13 protein-coding genes are annotated in these 13617 nt (G+C 70.4%); 6 read left to right on the forward strand and 7 right to left on the reverse strand.

Annotation, left to right across the window (positions count from 1 at the left end):
• Positions 1-262 precede the first annotated feature (262 nt).
• Positions 263-1600 (reverse strand): MATE family efflux transporter, encoded by a 1338-nt coding sequence (locus ACFVIM_RS06890; protein WP_384299470.1) that lies wholly within the window; start codon positions 1598-1600, stop codon positions 263-265.
• Between the two features lie 444 nt (positions 1601-2044).
• On the opposite strand from ACFVIM_RS06890, the gene dnaB reads away from it, so the two are divergent.
• Positions 2045-3505, forward strand: a complete 1461-nt coding sequence (gene dnaB, locus ACFVIM_RS06895) for a replicative DNA helicase (RefSeq protein ID WP_384299535.1) — start codon at positions 2045-2047, stop codon at positions 3503-3505.
• A gap of 117 nt (positions 3506-3622) precedes the next feature.
• Here dnaB and ACFVIM_RS06900 read toward each other — a convergent pair whose 3' ends face one another.
• Complete coding sequence (locus ACFVIM_RS06900) at positions 3623-4732, reverse strand: FAD-dependent oxidoreductase (RefSeq protein ID WP_384299473.1); 1110 nt, start codon at positions 4730-4732, stop codon at positions 3623-3625.
• A gap of 66 nt (positions 4733-4798) precedes the next feature.
• On the opposite strand from ACFVIM_RS06900, the gene ACFVIM_RS06905 reads away from it, so the two are divergent.
• Positions 4799-5479, forward strand: a complete 681-nt coding sequence (locus tag ACFVIM_RS06905) for a TetR/AcrR family transcriptional regulator (RefSeq protein ID WP_384299475.1) — start codon at positions 4799-4801, stop codon at positions 5477-5479.
• 80 nt (positions 5480-5559) lie between these two features.
• On the opposite strand, the gene ACFVIM_RS06910 is transcribed toward ACFVIM_RS06905, so the two are convergent.
• Entirely contained in the window at positions 5560-5955 is a 396-nt protein-coding gene (locus ACFVIM_RS06910; protein ID WP_384299477.1) for a VOC family protein, read from the reverse strand.
• A gap of 248 nt (positions 5956-6203) precedes the next feature.
• On the opposite strand from ACFVIM_RS06910, the gene ACFVIM_RS06915 reads away from it, so the two are divergent.
• Positions 6204-7589 (forward strand): serine hydrolase domain-containing protein, encoded by a 1386-nt coding sequence (locus tag ACFVIM_RS06915; RefSeq protein ID WP_384299480.1) that lies wholly within the window; start codon positions 6204-6206, stop codon positions 7587-7589.
• Positions 7590-7670: 81 nt separating this feature from the next.
• On the opposite strand, the gene ACFVIM_RS06920 is transcribed toward ACFVIM_RS06915, so the two are convergent.
• From ACFVIM_RS06920 to ACFVIM_RS06935, 4 genes are all read right to left on the reverse strand, one after another.
• Positions 7671-8555, reverse strand: a complete 885-nt coding sequence (locus tag ACFVIM_RS06920; protein WP_384299483.1) for a GNAT family N-acetyltransferase — start codon at positions 8553-8555, stop codon at positions 7671-7673.
• A 237-nt stretch (positions 8556-8792) separates the two neighbouring features.
• Complete coding sequence (locus ACFVIM_RS06925; RefSeq protein ID WP_384299485.1) at positions 8793-9275, reverse strand: NUDIX domain-containing protein; 483 nt, start codon at positions 9273-9275, stop codon at positions 8793-8795.
• A gap of 50 nt (positions 9276-9325) precedes the next feature.
• Positions 9326-10216, reverse strand: a complete 891-nt coding sequence (locus ACFVIM_RS06930; RefSeq protein ID WP_384299538.1) for a LysR family transcriptional regulator — start codon at positions 10214-10216, stop codon at positions 9326-9328.
• A 401-nt stretch (positions 10217-10617) separates the two neighbouring features.
• On the reverse strand, positions 10618-11760 hold the full coding sequence (locus ACFVIM_RS06935) for a cystathionine gamma-lyase (RefSeq protein ID WP_384299487.1): 1143 nt from the start codon (positions 11758-11760) through the stop codon (positions 10618-10620).
• 114 nt (positions 11761-11874) lie between these two features.
• Between ACFVIM_RS06935 and ACFVIM_RS06940 the strand changes: the two genes are divergently transcribed.
• From ACFVIM_RS06940 to ACFVIM_RS06950, 3 genes are all read left to right on the forward strand, one after another.
• Complete coding sequence (locus tag ACFVIM_RS06940) at positions 11875-12192, forward strand: cupin domain-containing protein (RefSeq protein WP_384299489.1); 318 nt, start codon at positions 11875-11877, stop codon at positions 12190-12192.
• Positions 12193-12404: 212 nt separating this feature from the next.
• Positions 12405-12623, forward strand: a complete 219-nt coding sequence (locus tag ACFVIM_RS06945) for a DUF5326 family protein (RefSeq protein WP_384299491.1) — start codon at positions 12405-12407, stop codon at positions 12621-12623.
• A gap of 211 nt (positions 12624-12834) precedes the next feature.
• Positions 12835-13608 carry an IclR family transcriptional regulator gene (locus ACFVIM_RS06950; RefSeq protein WP_384299493.1) on the forward strand — a complete coding sequence of 258 codons (774 nt, stop codon included), beginning with the start codon at positions 12835-12837 and terminating at the stop codon, positions 13606-13608.
• Positions 13609-13617 lie beyond the last annotated feature (9 nt).

Genomic DNA, 13617 nt, shown 5'->3' on the forward strand with positions numbered 1-13617 from the left:
CCCGATGGGTGCGGCCCTCTTCGCTGTCCCGCCGGTGGTGACCGCCCTGTCCGTGGTGACCTCATGGCGGTCCGGGAGTTGGGCGGTCGCGGGTCCGCTGTGTTTCACGTGAAACAGCGCTGGATGCCACCGGTGCCGTGTTTCACGTGAAACGGTGGTGAGTGCGGTGTCGGGTGGAGGGACCACCGGTGCTTGTCATCGGCCCGGGGGGACTGATGCCTGGCGCCTGGTAGTCCCCGTGCTCGGCCCGCTTCGCGCAGGGTCAGCGGGTGGCACCGGTGACGAGCCAGCGTCCGGAGCGGGTGCGCCCCCAGAGCGTGGCGAGGCGGGCCGTCATCATCAGGGTCATCGCCCACCACAGCGCCGTCAGCCCGCCGCCGAAAGCGGGGATGAGCAGGGCCACGGGGGCGAAGACCGCGAGCGTCGCCAGCATGGCGTAGGCGAGGTAGGCACCGTCGCCCGCGCCCATCAGGACCCCGTCGAGGACGAAGACCACACCAGCGATCGGCTGGGAGACCGCGATCACCACCAGCGCCGGGAGCAGCGCGTCATGCACCTTCGTATCGTCGCTGAAGAGAGGGAGCAGGAGGGGGTGCGCGGCTATCAGCAGGGTGCCCAGGACCACGCCGGAGCCGATGCCCCACTGCACCATCCGTCGGCAGACCTGCCGGGCGCCCTGGGTGTCTCCGGCGCCGAGATAGCGGCCGATGATGGCCTGTCCGGCGATGGCGATGGCGTCGAGCGCGAAGGCCATCAGGGTCCACAGCGAGTAGACCACCTGATGGGCGGCGGTCTCGGTGTCACCGAGACGGGCGGCGACCGCGGTGGCGATCATCAGGACCGCGCGCAGCGAGAGCGTACGGACGAGCAGGGGTGCCCCGGCGCGGGCGCTGGCCCGGATACCGGCCGTGTCGGGCCGGAGCGAGGCGCCATGGCGCCGGGCGCCCCGGACGACCACCACCAGATAGGCGGCGGCCATGCCGTACTGGGCGAGGACGGTGCCCCAGGCAGAGCCCGCGATGCCGAACCCGGCACCGTAGACCAGGACCACATTGAGCACCGCGTTGGCGGTGAAGCCGCCGACGGCGACGACCAGCGGAGTGCGGGTGTCCTGAAGTCCCCGCAGGACGCCGGTCGCCGCGAAGACGATGAGCATCGCGGGTATGCCCAGGCTGGATATGCGCAGATAGGTGAGGGCGTAGGGGGTGGCGGTCTCGGAGGCGCCCAGGATGTCGATGAACCAGGGGGCGGCCGGGAGGGTGAGCGCGGCGACGGCCACCCCCAGGAGTATCGCCAGCCAGATGCCGTCCATGCCCTGGCGTATGGCGGCGGGCAGTTCCCCCGCCCCGACCCGGCGGGCGACGGTCGCGGTGGTCGCGTACGCGAGGAAGACGAAGACGCTCACGGCCGTCATCAGCAGGCCCGCGGCTATCGCGAGACCGGCGAGTTGGGAGGTGCCCAGGTGGCCGATGACCGCGCTGTCGACGATCACGAAAAGAGGCTCGGCGACGAGGGCTCCGAAGGCGGGGACGGCGAGGGCGATGATCTCCCGGTCATGGCGACGACTGCTGCTCTTCGGGGTCGCGGGGGCCTGGGTCATGCGCTCCACCGTAATCTTCCACAGGTAAGACATGCAACACCATGGTGATCCTTACGGCCGGTGGCTGAGCCGACGAAGTCGTGCGCCGTTTGTTCTGATCTTGGTCCCCTGGGAAATTTTTTTCTCCCCCACAGCCAGTGGATGAAGAAAGACCAGGTCAGAGGGGATCGAGTGGAGATTGGCTCCGGTTGTCCACAGTGCTGTCCCCCGCTCCGTGCACAGGTTCTGGCGAGTTCTCCACAGCATCCGGGCACTCGTCCACATGGCCTGTGGATAACCAGATTGGCTGACGGTGGAGAGGGGCCTACGGTGGACCCTCGCCCGACGCGCCGGAAGCGGAGCCGGGCCGCTCGATTTGTCAGTGCCGTGCCGTAGAAAGAGGGGGCACGGCGAGGTCCGCTTCGCGGACGGGAGGAGGTGGCCCGGGTGAGCATTTCCGAGCCCTTGGACGACCCGTGGGCGGCCGAAGGCGGCCCCAGTGATCGCCTTCCCGTCTCCCGTCAGCGGCGCACCGAGCACGGCGGCCGTGAGGACCAGCACGAGCGGGGCCGGGACAGCGGCGGCTGGGACGGCGGCAGCGGATTCGAGCGCGTACCGCCCCAGGATCTCGACGCCGAACAGTCGGTCCTCGGCGGCATGCTCCTCTCCAAGGACGCCATCGCGGATGTCGTGGAGATCATCAAGGGCCATGACTTCTACCGCCCGGCCCACGAGACGATCTACACCGCGATCCTCGACCTCTACGCCAAGGGCGAGCCCGCCGACCCGATCACCATCGCGGCCGAACTGGTCAAGCGTGGTGAGATCACCCGGGTCGGCGGTGCCTCCTATCTCCACACCCTGGTCCAGTCCGTCCCCACCGCGGCCAACGCCTCGTACTACGCGGAGATCGTCCACGAGCGCGCGGTGCTGCGCCGTCTGGTCGAGGCGGGCACCAAGATCACTCAGATGGGATACGCGGCGGACGGGGACGTCGACGAGATCGTCAACTCCGCCCAGGCCGAGATCTACGCCGTCACCGAGCAGCGCACCAGCGAGGACTATCTGCCGCTCGGCGACATCATGGAGGGCGCCCTCGACGAGATCGAGGCGATCGGTTCCCGCAGCGGTGAGATGACCGGGGTGCCCACCGGCTTCACCGACTTCGACGCCCTCACCAACGGTCTTCACCCGGGTCAGATGATCGTCATCGCGGCCCGTCCCGCCATGGGTAAGTCCACCCTGGCCCTGGACTTCGCCCGCGCCTGCTCCATCAAGAACAACCTGCCGAGCGTGATCTTCTCCCTGGAGATGGGGCGCAACGAGATCGCGATGCGTCTGCTCTCCGCCGAGGCCCGGGTCGCGCTGCACCACATGCGCTCCGGCACGATGACGGACGAGGACTGGACCCGGCTGGCCCGGCGGATGCCGGATGTCTCCCAGGCCCCGCTCTATATCGACGACTCCCCGAACCTCTCGATGATGGAGATCCGGGCCAAGTGCCGCCGCCTCAAGCAGCGCAACGACCTGAAGCTGGTCGTGATCGACTACCTCCAGCTGATGCAGTCGGGCGGTTCCAAGCGCGCCGAGAGCCGCCAGCAGGAGGTCTCGGACATGTCGCGAAACCTCAAGCTGCTGGCAAAGGAGCTGGAGATCCCGGTGATCGCCCTCTCCCAGCTGAACCGTGGCCCTGAGCAGCGTACGGACAAGAAGCCGATGGTCTCCGACCTGCGTGAGTCCGGCTCGATCGAGCAGGACGCGGACATGGTGATCCTGCTCCACCGCGAGGACGCGTACGAGAAGGAGTCACCGCGCGCGGGAGAGGCCGACCTGATCGTGGCGAAGCACCGTAACGGCCCGACGGCGACGATCACCGTGGCGTTCCAGGGCCACTACTCGCGCTTCGTGGACATGGCGCAGACCTAAAGGCTGTCCCCCTGTCGGCGTCTCCCTCCCTTGATGAGGGGCGGAAGGTCCCTTGATGAGGGGCGGAAGCCGGATCCGGCACCGAACCCAGAGCCGCGGGTCGGTGCCGTGCCCGTGTCAGCCGGGCTGGAAGAAGGCGAGCATGCTCTGGGCGGCGTCCGGGGCCATCAGCGATTGCTGCAGCTCCGTGGAGAGCCGGGCGGCGGCGCTGGTGCGTGCGAACATCTCGCGTTCGTACGCTTCGACGGCGCGGGGAGGGCGTTCGGGGTGCGCGGCCAGCGCGAGACCGAGCAGGGCACCGTCCAGCAGTGCCATGTTGGCGCCCTCTCCTACCGGCGGCATCAGGTGCGCGGCGTCGCCGAGCAGGGTGACGTCTGGCGTCGACGGCCAGGTCAGGCCGACCGGGAGTGTGCTGATCGACCGCGGTATGACCGTGTCGTCGCAGGCCGCGATCAGTGCGGTGAACCGGGGGTCCCAGCCGGGGAGCAGATCGATCAGCCGCGCTCGGGCGCCCGCCGGGTCGTCGAACGGGATCCGGCTGGTGCTGAACCAGTCCTCGGCGGTGTTGAAGAAGCTGAGGCCGATCCGGACGCGGCCGTCACCGTTGCGCTGCGCCGCGAGGGACCGTCCGTCGCCGAGCACCCAGTAGGTGCCGCGTCCGACCATCGCCGCGAGGTCGGGATGGGTGCGGTCGATATCGGGAATGCCGATCTCGACCATGTTCTGGCCGATATGGGCCGGGCGGGCGTCGGTGAGCAGCGGGCGGACCCGGGACCGCGCTCCGTCGGCGCCGACCAGCAGGTCGTATGGCGCGGCGTCGCCGTCGGCGAACCGCAGCAGACCGTTGTCGGCGGAGGCGAAGGTGTGGCCCCAGCGCACCATGGACTCGGGGATGGAATCCAGCAGCAGGCCGCGCAGATCGGCGCGGTCGACCTCGGGCCGCTCCAGTGGGGCGTCGTCGGGCGTGTCCTCCTGGAGCAGCAGGGTGCCATCCGGCTGGAGAAGGCGCATGTCCTGGCCCGCACCGCGGGCGATCGTGTGGAACTGGTCGATCAGACCGGCCTCGCGAAGCGCCCGCTGGCCGGAGTGGATATCGAGCATGCCGCCCTGGTCGCGCGCATCGCGTGACGGGTCGCGTTCGTAGACGACGGCGTCGATGTCGTTGATGTGCAGCACCCGGGCGAGGGCTAAACCGCCCAGGCCGGCGCCGACGATGGCGATGGTCATAGTCGCTCCCTGATACACCGTACTGACCAATACACTGTATCGACCGATGCGATGTATCGTGGCGCCATGTTGGTGTGGGAGAGGCCAGAGCCACCGAATCGGCCCGTGCCGGCCCCGTTGAGCCGGGAACGCATCGTGGCGGCGGCGATCGAGCTGGCCGACGCGGACGGTCTGGACGCGGTGTCGCTGCGCAAGGTCGCCACCGTGCTGGACGTGCGTCCGATGCGGTTGTACGGCTACATCGCCAGCAAGGAGGAGCTGCTCGACTTGATGGTCGATGCCGCGCACGTCGAGATCCGGCCGGTCGGAGAGGGCTGGCGGGAGGTGCTCCGGTCTCTCGCCGAAGCCACTCGCCGCACCGCTCACCAGCATGAATGGCTGGCCGATCTGCTGGGTGGCCGACCCCAGCTCGGGCCGCACGCGCTGGCCACCGGGGAGACCGTGGTCGCCGCGCTGGGCGAGCTCGATGGGGACGCCATCATGCCGGTGGTCGCCGCGGTCAACGCGTACACGATCGGCGCGGTGCGTCGGGAGATCGCCGAGCGGCGTGCCGAGCGGGCCACCGGGATGGATGAGAAGCGCTGGCAGGCCTCGCTCGGGCCCTATCTGGAGCGGACCTTCGCCACCGGCCGTTTCCCCGCGCTGGCCACGGTGGTGCGCGACGCCGCTCACCTGGACGCCGACGACACCTTCCGGACCGGCCTCGACTTCCTGCTGGACGGCATCGAGGCCCGCGTCTCACCGTGACGGACGGCCGCCACGCAACCCGTGTCTCACCGTGCCGGGCGGTGGCGCTGGAGTGGGCACCTGGCCGTGGCGCGCGCCCGTCATGGATGGCGGTCCGCCAGGACGCAGAACTCGTTTCCCTCGGGGTCGACGAGGACGACCCAGTCGCTTCCCTCGTCTTGGCCGACGTCGGCGTGGCGGGCACCGAGGCCGAGCAGTCGGCGGACCTCGTCGCCCTGCTCCCGGTCGGTGGGGCTGATGTCGAGGTGGATCCGGTTCTTGACGGCCTTGCCCTCGGGTACGCGGGCGAAGGTCAGCGTCGGCGGCACGGGACCACGACGCTCCCGCCCCTCGGGCACCAGGGGCGAGCCGATGGTGATGAACCCCTCGCCCTCGTACACCTCCCGTACCTCGTAACCGAGGACCGAACACCAGAAACGGGCGAGCCCGTGGGGGTCGGCGCAGTCGATCGCGAGCTCGGTGAACTTACTGGCCATATCAGGGCCTCCCGGTAGGGGCGGCGGTCCGCCGGAGGGACAGCCGCCCGGCGCCCGGTGTCCGGCGGCGGGCGCTGTAGATGTCGGAACGGATGGATGTCGCGGCGGGCGGGGCGCCGGACACGGCACGCCCACACGACACCACCAAGGGTCGCCGATCAGGGTGTTCAGCCCAGGACGCCGACCGGGGGATACCGCGACGGGTTAACCGTTCGACGCCGTGAGCGGGCCGACGGTAGACCTGTGCCATGACCACATCCCTGGACCGTCTCCTTCCCGCCACCGAGAGAGCTCTGCTGTACCGCCTCGCCACCGCCCAGGCGGAGGGACGCGCGCCGTCCATCGCCGCCGGGGTGGCGCGCGAGGGGGAGGTGGTGTGGACGGGAGTGCACCCCCCACATGACGCGGACGGTACGGAGGGGCCCGGGAACGATACGCAGTACCGGGTCGGATCGATCACCAAGACGTTCACGGCCATCCTGGTGATGCGGTTGCGGGATGAGGGGCTGCTGGACCTCCAGGATCCACTGGAGAAGCACCTCCCGGGCACGGGTGTCGGTGAGGTCACCGTCTTCCAGCTGCTGGGGCACGGTGCCGGGGTGCGGGCCGAGACGCCTCCGCCGTGGTGGGAGAGGACACCGGGCTCGCTCAGGCCCGAGCTGGCGGACGTGCTGGGTGAGGAGCCGCTGCTGGGGCCCCCGGGGCAGCGCCACCACTACTCCAACCCGGGGTACGCGTTGCTCGGTTCGCTGGTGGAGGCGGTACGGGGCGAGTCCTGGGAGGACGTGCTCCGGCGCGAGATCCTGGAGCCGCTCGGGCTGACCCGCACCAGCGTCCGGCCCCAGGCTCCCGCCGCCACGGGGTGGGCGGTCCATCCCTGGGCCGACGCCGTGCTCCCCGAACCCCTGGAGGACCTCGGGGTCATGGCGCCCGCGGGCCAGCTCTGGTCGACCGTCGGAGACCTCTGCCGCTTCGGCGTCTTCCTCGCCGAGGGTGATGACCGGGTGCTGAGCGCCGCGTCCGTACAGGAGATGAGAACCCCGTCCGTGCCCGCTGAGGACGGCGAGGTCACCTATGGCCTCGGCGTGCAGATCGTACGTGGCGGCGGCCGGACCTTCGTGGGGCACGCGGGCTCGCTGCCCGGCTTCCTCGCGGTGGTCTGGGTGAGCGTGGCGGACGGGGTCGCCGCCGCGGCCGTCGCGAACGCCACCTCCGGGCCCGCCATCGGTCCCCTGGGCGCCGAACTCGTGGAAATCGTGGCCACCGCCGAGCCACGGATCCCCGGCCCCTGGCGACCGCTGCCGGAGGTGGACCAGGACCTGCTCGCCCTCGCCGGACCCTGGTACTGGGGGCCCCAGCCGCTGGGGCTGCGGCTGCTCGCCGATGGTGGGCTGGAGCTCCAGCCGCTGCGGGGCGGCGGCCGTGGGTCGCGCTTCACGGCGGCGGGGGACGGGACCTGGACCGGGCTGGACGGCTACTACACGGGAGAGACCTTGCGGGTGGTGCGCCGGGAGGACGGTTCGGTGCTCCATCTGGATCTGGGGTCCTTCGTCCTCACCCGCGCGCCGTACGACCCGGACGCCGGAGTGCCCGGAGGGGTGGACCCGGACGGCTGGCGCGGTCTGGAGAACTGAACCGGCGCCCAGGGTCCACCTGCTGACGGGCCACGGGCCACGAGCCACGGGCCGAGCGACGAGCACAGCCGGCCCCTGGGCTCAGCCGTGGGCGAGGGAGAGCGGAGCGAAACGGCGGGTCCAGTCCCCGGGCAGGTCGTCCAGGGCGTGCACCATCACCGTCCGGGAGCCGGTCCGCTCCAGCCCATGCTCTCCCAGCCAGTCGATGAGGGAGGAGTGCCGGGCGTCGATGGTGGTGCGCAGCGACTGGTCCGTGCCCCGGGCCAGCGCGGCGATCAGGGCCTGGGCCGTCGTGGTGTCCTGGGCCACCAGGGGACCGATCGCCTGGACCTCCGGAGTGGGCCAGGCCGCCGCGTACCCCGTCAGTACGCCGTTCTCCTCCGCCACCTGGAGCTGATCCGCGAAGGCGGGCAGCCGGGCCAGCAGATGGGTGCGGTCCGGGCCGAAGACCTCGGTGTCCAGCCGGACGATCGCGGCGAGATCCTCGGCGGTCGCCGGACGGGTGGTCACGGCGGTCGGCCCGGTGGGGCGCAGCCGCCCTCGGAACATCTCCACGGAAGCGACGGTGGTGAAGCCCAGCCCCTCATAGAGCGCCTGCCCCGCGTCCGTGGCGTAGAGGGTGAGCGGGCCGTCGGCGGCCTCCGCCATGACATGGCGCATCATGCGCCGCCCGATGCCCTGACGGGCATGCCGCTCGGCCACCAGCACCATCCCGATCGTGGACAGCTCCGGTGTCGAGGCCCCATAGGACTCCGGCCCATAAGAGCCATAAGAGTTGAGGACGGAGGCGGCGATCAGCCCCTTGCCGGAGGGGTCATCGATGCCATACGCCCGTCCCGCCGTGAGCAGCAGCCCCCACCGGTGCTCCTCCCGTGGCCACTCCCAGCTCTCGGCGAGATCGGCACAGGCGATGAGATCGCTGATAGTCAGACGGCGAATGGGCAGCTCAGCGGGAGGAATCGGCATGGGGATCAGGCTGGCCGACACGGTGATCGCTCGTCCAGTGCTTTCCAGGAAGTGACGGTGGCCGACCGGCCCCGATGAGATCGCCTCTCGCTCCCGTCGGTGGTACGGAGAGGACCGATCGCGCTGGGCGGGGTCAGCCGCCCCTCGGGCGGAGGGCGCGTTGTTTCACGTGAAACAGCGGCTTCCCCAGGGCGTGCGTCTCGACGGCGTGCGCTCGCGACCTCGATGTGGCACGCGTTAGCGACCCAGGTCCGGAGCGTGCATGGCGCGTACGCCCTCGATATTGCCGTCGAGATAGTGCCGCAGGGAGAGGGGCACCAGATGGACGGTGGCGATACCCATCCGGCTGAAGGGAACCCGTACGACCTCGTACTCACCGAGAGGGGCGTCGATCTCCGGGCCATGGCGCCGGGAGGGATCCATGGACTCCAGTCGGCAGACGAAGAAGTGCTGCACCTTCACGCCCGCTCGGCCGCCGTCCGTGATGTGCTCGATGGTGTCGACGAAACAGGGCACCACATCGGTGATCTTCGCGCCCAGCTCCTCGTCCACCTCGCGGTGGAGCGCGTCCACGACGGTGGCGTCGCCGGGTTCGACACCGCCCCCGGGGGTGAGCCAGTACGGGTCCATCCCCGGCTTGGTCCGCTTGATCAGAATGAGCTGGTCGCCGTCGAGCAGGATGGCTCGGGCGGTGCGCTTGACCACGGGACGTTCGGTCATGGGTAGAAAATGGCCCGTACCGCCCGCTCTGAAACGCGAGCGAGAGGCGTTCACCAGTCCACAGCGGCCCGGAGCAGCCACTCATGGGCCCGGGCGATATGCGGCAGAGCGAGAGTGCCGGTGCGCATCACCAGGAAGTATGTCCGCAGCGGTGGCACCGGAGGGTCGAGCAGGGCGACCACCCGGCCATGCTCCAGGGCCTCCGCGCAGAGATAGCGCGGCAGGACGGCGAGCCCGGCGCCCGCCGCGCAGGTCTCCAGGACGGCCCGGAGATCGGGGGCGATGACCGTGCCCGTGGCGGCGGGACGGGAATCGAAGACGGTCGACCAGTAGCGGGAGACCAGGGGCAGCGACTCATGGACCTCCACCACCGGCAGCTGCTCCAGGACCAGTTGGCCGCCCCGGAGTACATCGGGCCCGAGCCGGGCGGCCCAGCGCGGCGCGGCCACCAGGACATGCTCCTCGTCGCAGAGCGGAGTCGAGGTGAGCAGACCGCCTCGGGGACGGGCCGTGGAGATGGCCAGATCATGATGGCCCGCGGCCAGTCCGTCGAGGGTCTCCTCGGCGTTCCCGAACGAGGTGCGCAGGGCCAGACCCTGGGAGATCAGCGGGGTGAGGGCGGGCAGGGCCCGCAGGGAGGTGAACTCGGGGGGACCGGCGAGATGCAGGGTACGGATGCCCGATTCGTCGTCGAGGCCGGTCTCCGCTATCTCGATCAGGGCATCCAGATGCGGGGCGGCCCGGTGGGCCAGCTCATCGCCGATCGTCGTCGGTGTGACCCCCCGGGCCTGGCGTAAGAAGAGAGGCCGGCCGAGCTGGCGTTCCAGGGTGCGTATCTGTCCGGTCACCGCGGGCTGGGAGAGCCCCAGCAGGGCGGCGGCGCGGGTGAAGGAGCCGGCCCGGTGCACCGTGACGAATGTGCGCAGCAGGGCCAGATCCATGCCACGTGCCTCCCGGACGACGATGTCCTGCGGACCGGACAACTATAAATAAGTCGATAGGTTGCTGTCGCTACCGTGATTGGACACTGACGCAGAGTCAATTAGCCTTGTTCGAGCGGTTCTTCGGGGAGATGAACCGGGGCGGTCCGAGCCATGAGGGGGGAGGTTCGGGCCGCCTGTCACCGCTGCCTGTCACCGCTGCCTGTCACTGCCCGACGCCACCGCCCGGCGCCGCTGCCCGGCCCGGTCCGGCGCATCCCGCCACCGCCCCGGACCACCCCGCCCTGGAGCAAGCCTGTTCCGGACCACCCCGCTCCGGACCGAGCCCGCTCCGCCCCGTGTCGGCCAGGTGCGCACGCGGCACCTTCGTACCGGCGGTGCGGTTAGGACCCGCACGGCGCCTATGCCCGCGCCACCGTCTCCAGCGCCCGCAGGACATCCGCCACCAGGTCCTCCTCGTCCTCCACCCCGGCGGAGAAGCGGATGAACCCCTCCGGCACCGCGTCCCCGCCCCAGCGGCCCCTGCGCTCCGCCGAGGAACGCACCGAGCCAAAGCTCGTCGCGTCGTCCACCAGCGTGAGCGCCCCGAGGAACCGTTCCGCGTACGCCCGGTCGGGCAGGACGAAGGAGACGATCCCTCCGTACCGGCGCATCTGACGGGAGGCCAAGGGGTACGAGGGGTCCCCGGGCAGCCCCGGATAGCGCAGCCCGCTCACCTCACCACGCTCGGCCAGGGCGCGCGCGATGGCCAGCGCGTTGGCGCACTGCCGGTCCGCGCGGAGCTGGATGGTCGCGAGCGAGCGGTGCGCGAGCCATGCCTCCATCGGCCCGGGGATCGCCCCGACGACCTTGCGCCACCGCCGTACCTCCTCCGCCAGAGCGGGATCGCGGCAGGTCACATGGCCGAGCAGCAGGTCGCCGTGGCCGGTGGTCCCCTTGGTGTCACTGGCCACCGAGAAGTCCGCGCCCAGCCGCAGCGGACGCTGGCCCAGCGGGGTGGCGAGCGTGTTGTCGACGGCCACCAGCGCACCGGCCCGGTGCGCGGCGTCGGCCAGCCGCTGGATGTCGCAGACGTCGAGCCCCGGATTGGAGGGGCTCTCGATCCACAGCAGCCGTGCGCCCTGGAGCAGGGAGAGCTGGGCGTCGTCGGCGGTCGGGGCGGTCCTGACCGTGACGCCGTAGGCCCTGAGCCGTTCATACGCCAGCGGCAGCGCCTGGTAGCCATCGCTCGGCATCACGACCGTGTCACCGGCCTTGAGCTGGGAGAACAGTACGGCGGAGAGTGCCGCCATCCCGGAGGCGAAGCACACGGTCTCGACCGGCTCCCCCGGCGCCTCCAGCTCCCCGACCGCGCGCTCCAGCAGGGTCCAGGTCGGGTTGGAGTCACGGCCGTAGGTGTACGGACCGGTCGGCTCGCCCGGCAGATGGTAGTGAGCCGCGAAGACCGGGCCCGGCAGCGGCGGCTCATAGGTGACCGGATCGGGCAGCCCCGCCCGTACCGCTCGCGTACCGTCTCCGGCGGGGCCGTGGGTGCCCGTGCTCATGGCGCGCTCAGCTCCCGAAAGCCGGGACGGGCGCGTGGGCGACCGTCTTGACGAGGAAATTCATCATGTGTCTGATCGTGACAGACATGATCGGTACGACGGCAGGGGCAGACGATGAAGGCATTCCGACTGGACGAGCTGGAGGCGGAACGGGCCGCGAACGACGGCGCGTACCTCCAGTTCCTGCATGAGCGGAATATGTCGGTCGGGCTGTACGCGCTGGACGCGGGGCAGCTGGACCCCCAGCTGCCCCACAACGAGGACGAGGTGTACTTCGTCGTCAGCGGACGCGCCGCCATCACCGTGGGCACGGAGACGACCCCGGTGGGGCGCGGCAGCGTCGTCTATGTCCCGGCCGGGGTGCCGCACAAGTTCCACCACATCACCGAGGACCTGCGGGTCATGGTGGTCTTCTCTCCGCCGGAGAGCTGAGCGGGCCGCCGTGCCGGACCTGGGTGAGGCCCGGGACGGTGACCGCCGGGAACGCGGGCGGAACCGTGCGGCGGTCCCTGGGTGGAGGGAGCCCCCGAGGGGCCCTAAGGGTCCGGTCAGGGAAGAGCAAGGGATCGCGGGCACCCATGCACGGCTTCGCCCGCCTAGCATCGAAGACGACAGGCCGCGACACCGTAGGGAGAGGCAGGGCGATGGCTGTGCGGAAGATAATCACCCGGATGCCCTGGTGGGTGATGTGGGTCGTGGTGCCGTTGCTCGTCCTGGCCGTCTTCGGCGGGCTCATCGCGCATGTCATCGGCTTGGTGGTCGGGCTGCTCTTCAAGGCGCTGATCCTGGTGGCGCTGATCGCCGGACTGGTCTTCGTGGTACGGAAGTTCAGCTCCTCCTCCCGGTCGCGCGGGGACTGGTGAACCCTCCCGGGTAGGGGTGTTAACCCGGCCGGGGGAACCCGGCCGGAACGCCGGGTGCGCCCCTGGAGCCGCCTCTTACAGTGACAGGCCGTCGTCAGCGCCTCGGGGCCGCGTCCGCTCCTCGGGGCAGCCTTCGGAGCATCGCGACGGGTCCGCGGGGGCGGCCCCCGTGGGAGGGCGATCCGCCCGTCACCACGCCCGGGAGTGACCTTTGGACACAGGCACGGCCGGTGCCGCCGCCCCCACCCTGATCGGTTCGGTGCAGCGGGCGCTGCGGCTGCTGGAGGCCGCCGCGTCCCACCCGGACGGGGCGCCCGCGAAACAGCTCGCCCGGGAGGCCCGGATCTCCCTTCCCACCGCCTACCACCTGCTGCGCACCCTCACCCACGAGGACTATCTCCGCCGGGAGAAGGGGGTGTTCGTCCTCGGTGGCGCGGTGGGCAAACTGGTCGTCGCCGGAGCTGTGCAGAATCGTCGCAGCAGGCTGGAGGAGACGCTGGCCCACTGGCGGGACGCCATCGGGGTGCCGGTCTATTTCGCCCTCTACCGCGAGGGGGAGATCGAAGTCGTCGCCTACGCCGACAGCCCCTACGCCCCGGCCGTCGAGCAGTGGGCCGACTTCCGTGAGACCGGCCATGCCCACGCCATCGGGCAGTGTCTGCTCAGCCAGCTCGATGAGAAGGCCCGCCAGGATCATCTGGACCGCCATCCCATCCAGCCGGTCACCCGGTACTCCGTCGCCGACCAGCGCGGTCTGCTGGAACGGCTCTCCACCATGGGCCGGATGCAGCCGGTCTTCGAGCGCCAGGAGTACGCGCTGGGAACGGTATGCGCCGCGATCCCGATCACCGCCGGTTCCACGGCGGCGGCGATGGCCATTTCTCTACCCATCCATCAGGAGCAGAGATTGCTCCCCGCGGTCGAGCAGCTACGCAAAGGGGTGGGGGAGCTGCTTAACGTCCTCTCGCTCTCTATCAGTATCTGAAAAATCACT

The sequence above is a fragment of the Streptomyces sp. NPDC057638 genome, from assembly GCF_042800315.1.
Classification (GTDB): Bacteria; Actinomycetota; Actinomycetes; order Streptomycetales; family Streptomycetaceae; genus Streptomyces.

Excerpts from the sequence above, each read along its gene's own strand:
- ACFVIM_RS06890 (WP_384299470.1), bottom strand. The coding sequence starts at position 1,600 with ATGACCCAGGCCCCCGCGACCCCGAAGAGCAGCAGTCGTCGCCATGAC.
- ACFVIM_RS06900 (WP_384299473.1), bottom strand. The coding sequence starts at position 4,732 with ATGACCATCGCCATCGTCGGCGCCGGCCTGGGCGGTTTAGCCCTCGCC.
- ACFVIM_RS06905 (WP_384299475.1), top strand. The coding sequence starts at position 4,799 with ATGTTGGTGTGGGAGAGGCCAGAGCCACCGAATCGGCCCGTGCCGGCC.
- ACFVIM_RS06910 (WP_384299477.1), bottom strand. The coding sequence starts at position 5,955 with ATGGCCAGTAAGTTCACCGAGCTCGCGATCGACTGCGCCGACCCCCAC.
- ACFVIM_RS06915 (WP_384299480.1), top strand. The coding sequence starts at position 6,204 with ATGACCACATCCCTGGACCGTCTCCTTCCCGCCACCGAGAGAGCTCTG.
- ACFVIM_RS06920 (WP_384299483.1), bottom strand. The coding sequence starts at position 8,555 with ATGCCGATTCCTCCCGCTGAGCTGCCCATTCGCCGTCTGACTATCAGC.
- ACFVIM_RS06925 (WP_384299485.1), bottom strand. The coding sequence starts at position 9,275 with ATGACCGAACGTCCCGTGGTCAAGCGCACCGCCCGAGCCATCCTGCTC.
- ACFVIM_RS06930 (WP_384299538.1), bottom strand. The coding sequence starts at position 10,216 with ATGGATCTGGCCCTGCTGCGCACATTCGTCACGGTGCACCGGGCCGGC.
- ACFVIM_RS06935 (WP_384299487.1), bottom strand. The coding sequence starts at position 11,760 with ATGAGCACGGGCACCCACGGCCCCGCCGGAGACGGTACGCGAGCGGTA.
- ACFVIM_RS06940 (WP_384299489.1), top strand. The coding sequence starts at position 11,875 with ATGAAGGCATTCCGACTGGACGAGCTGGAGGCGGAACGGGCCGCGAAC.
- ACFVIM_RS06945 (WP_384299491.1), top strand. The coding sequence starts at position 12,405 with ATGGCTGTGCGGAAGATAATCACCCGGATGCCCTGGTGGGTGATGTGG.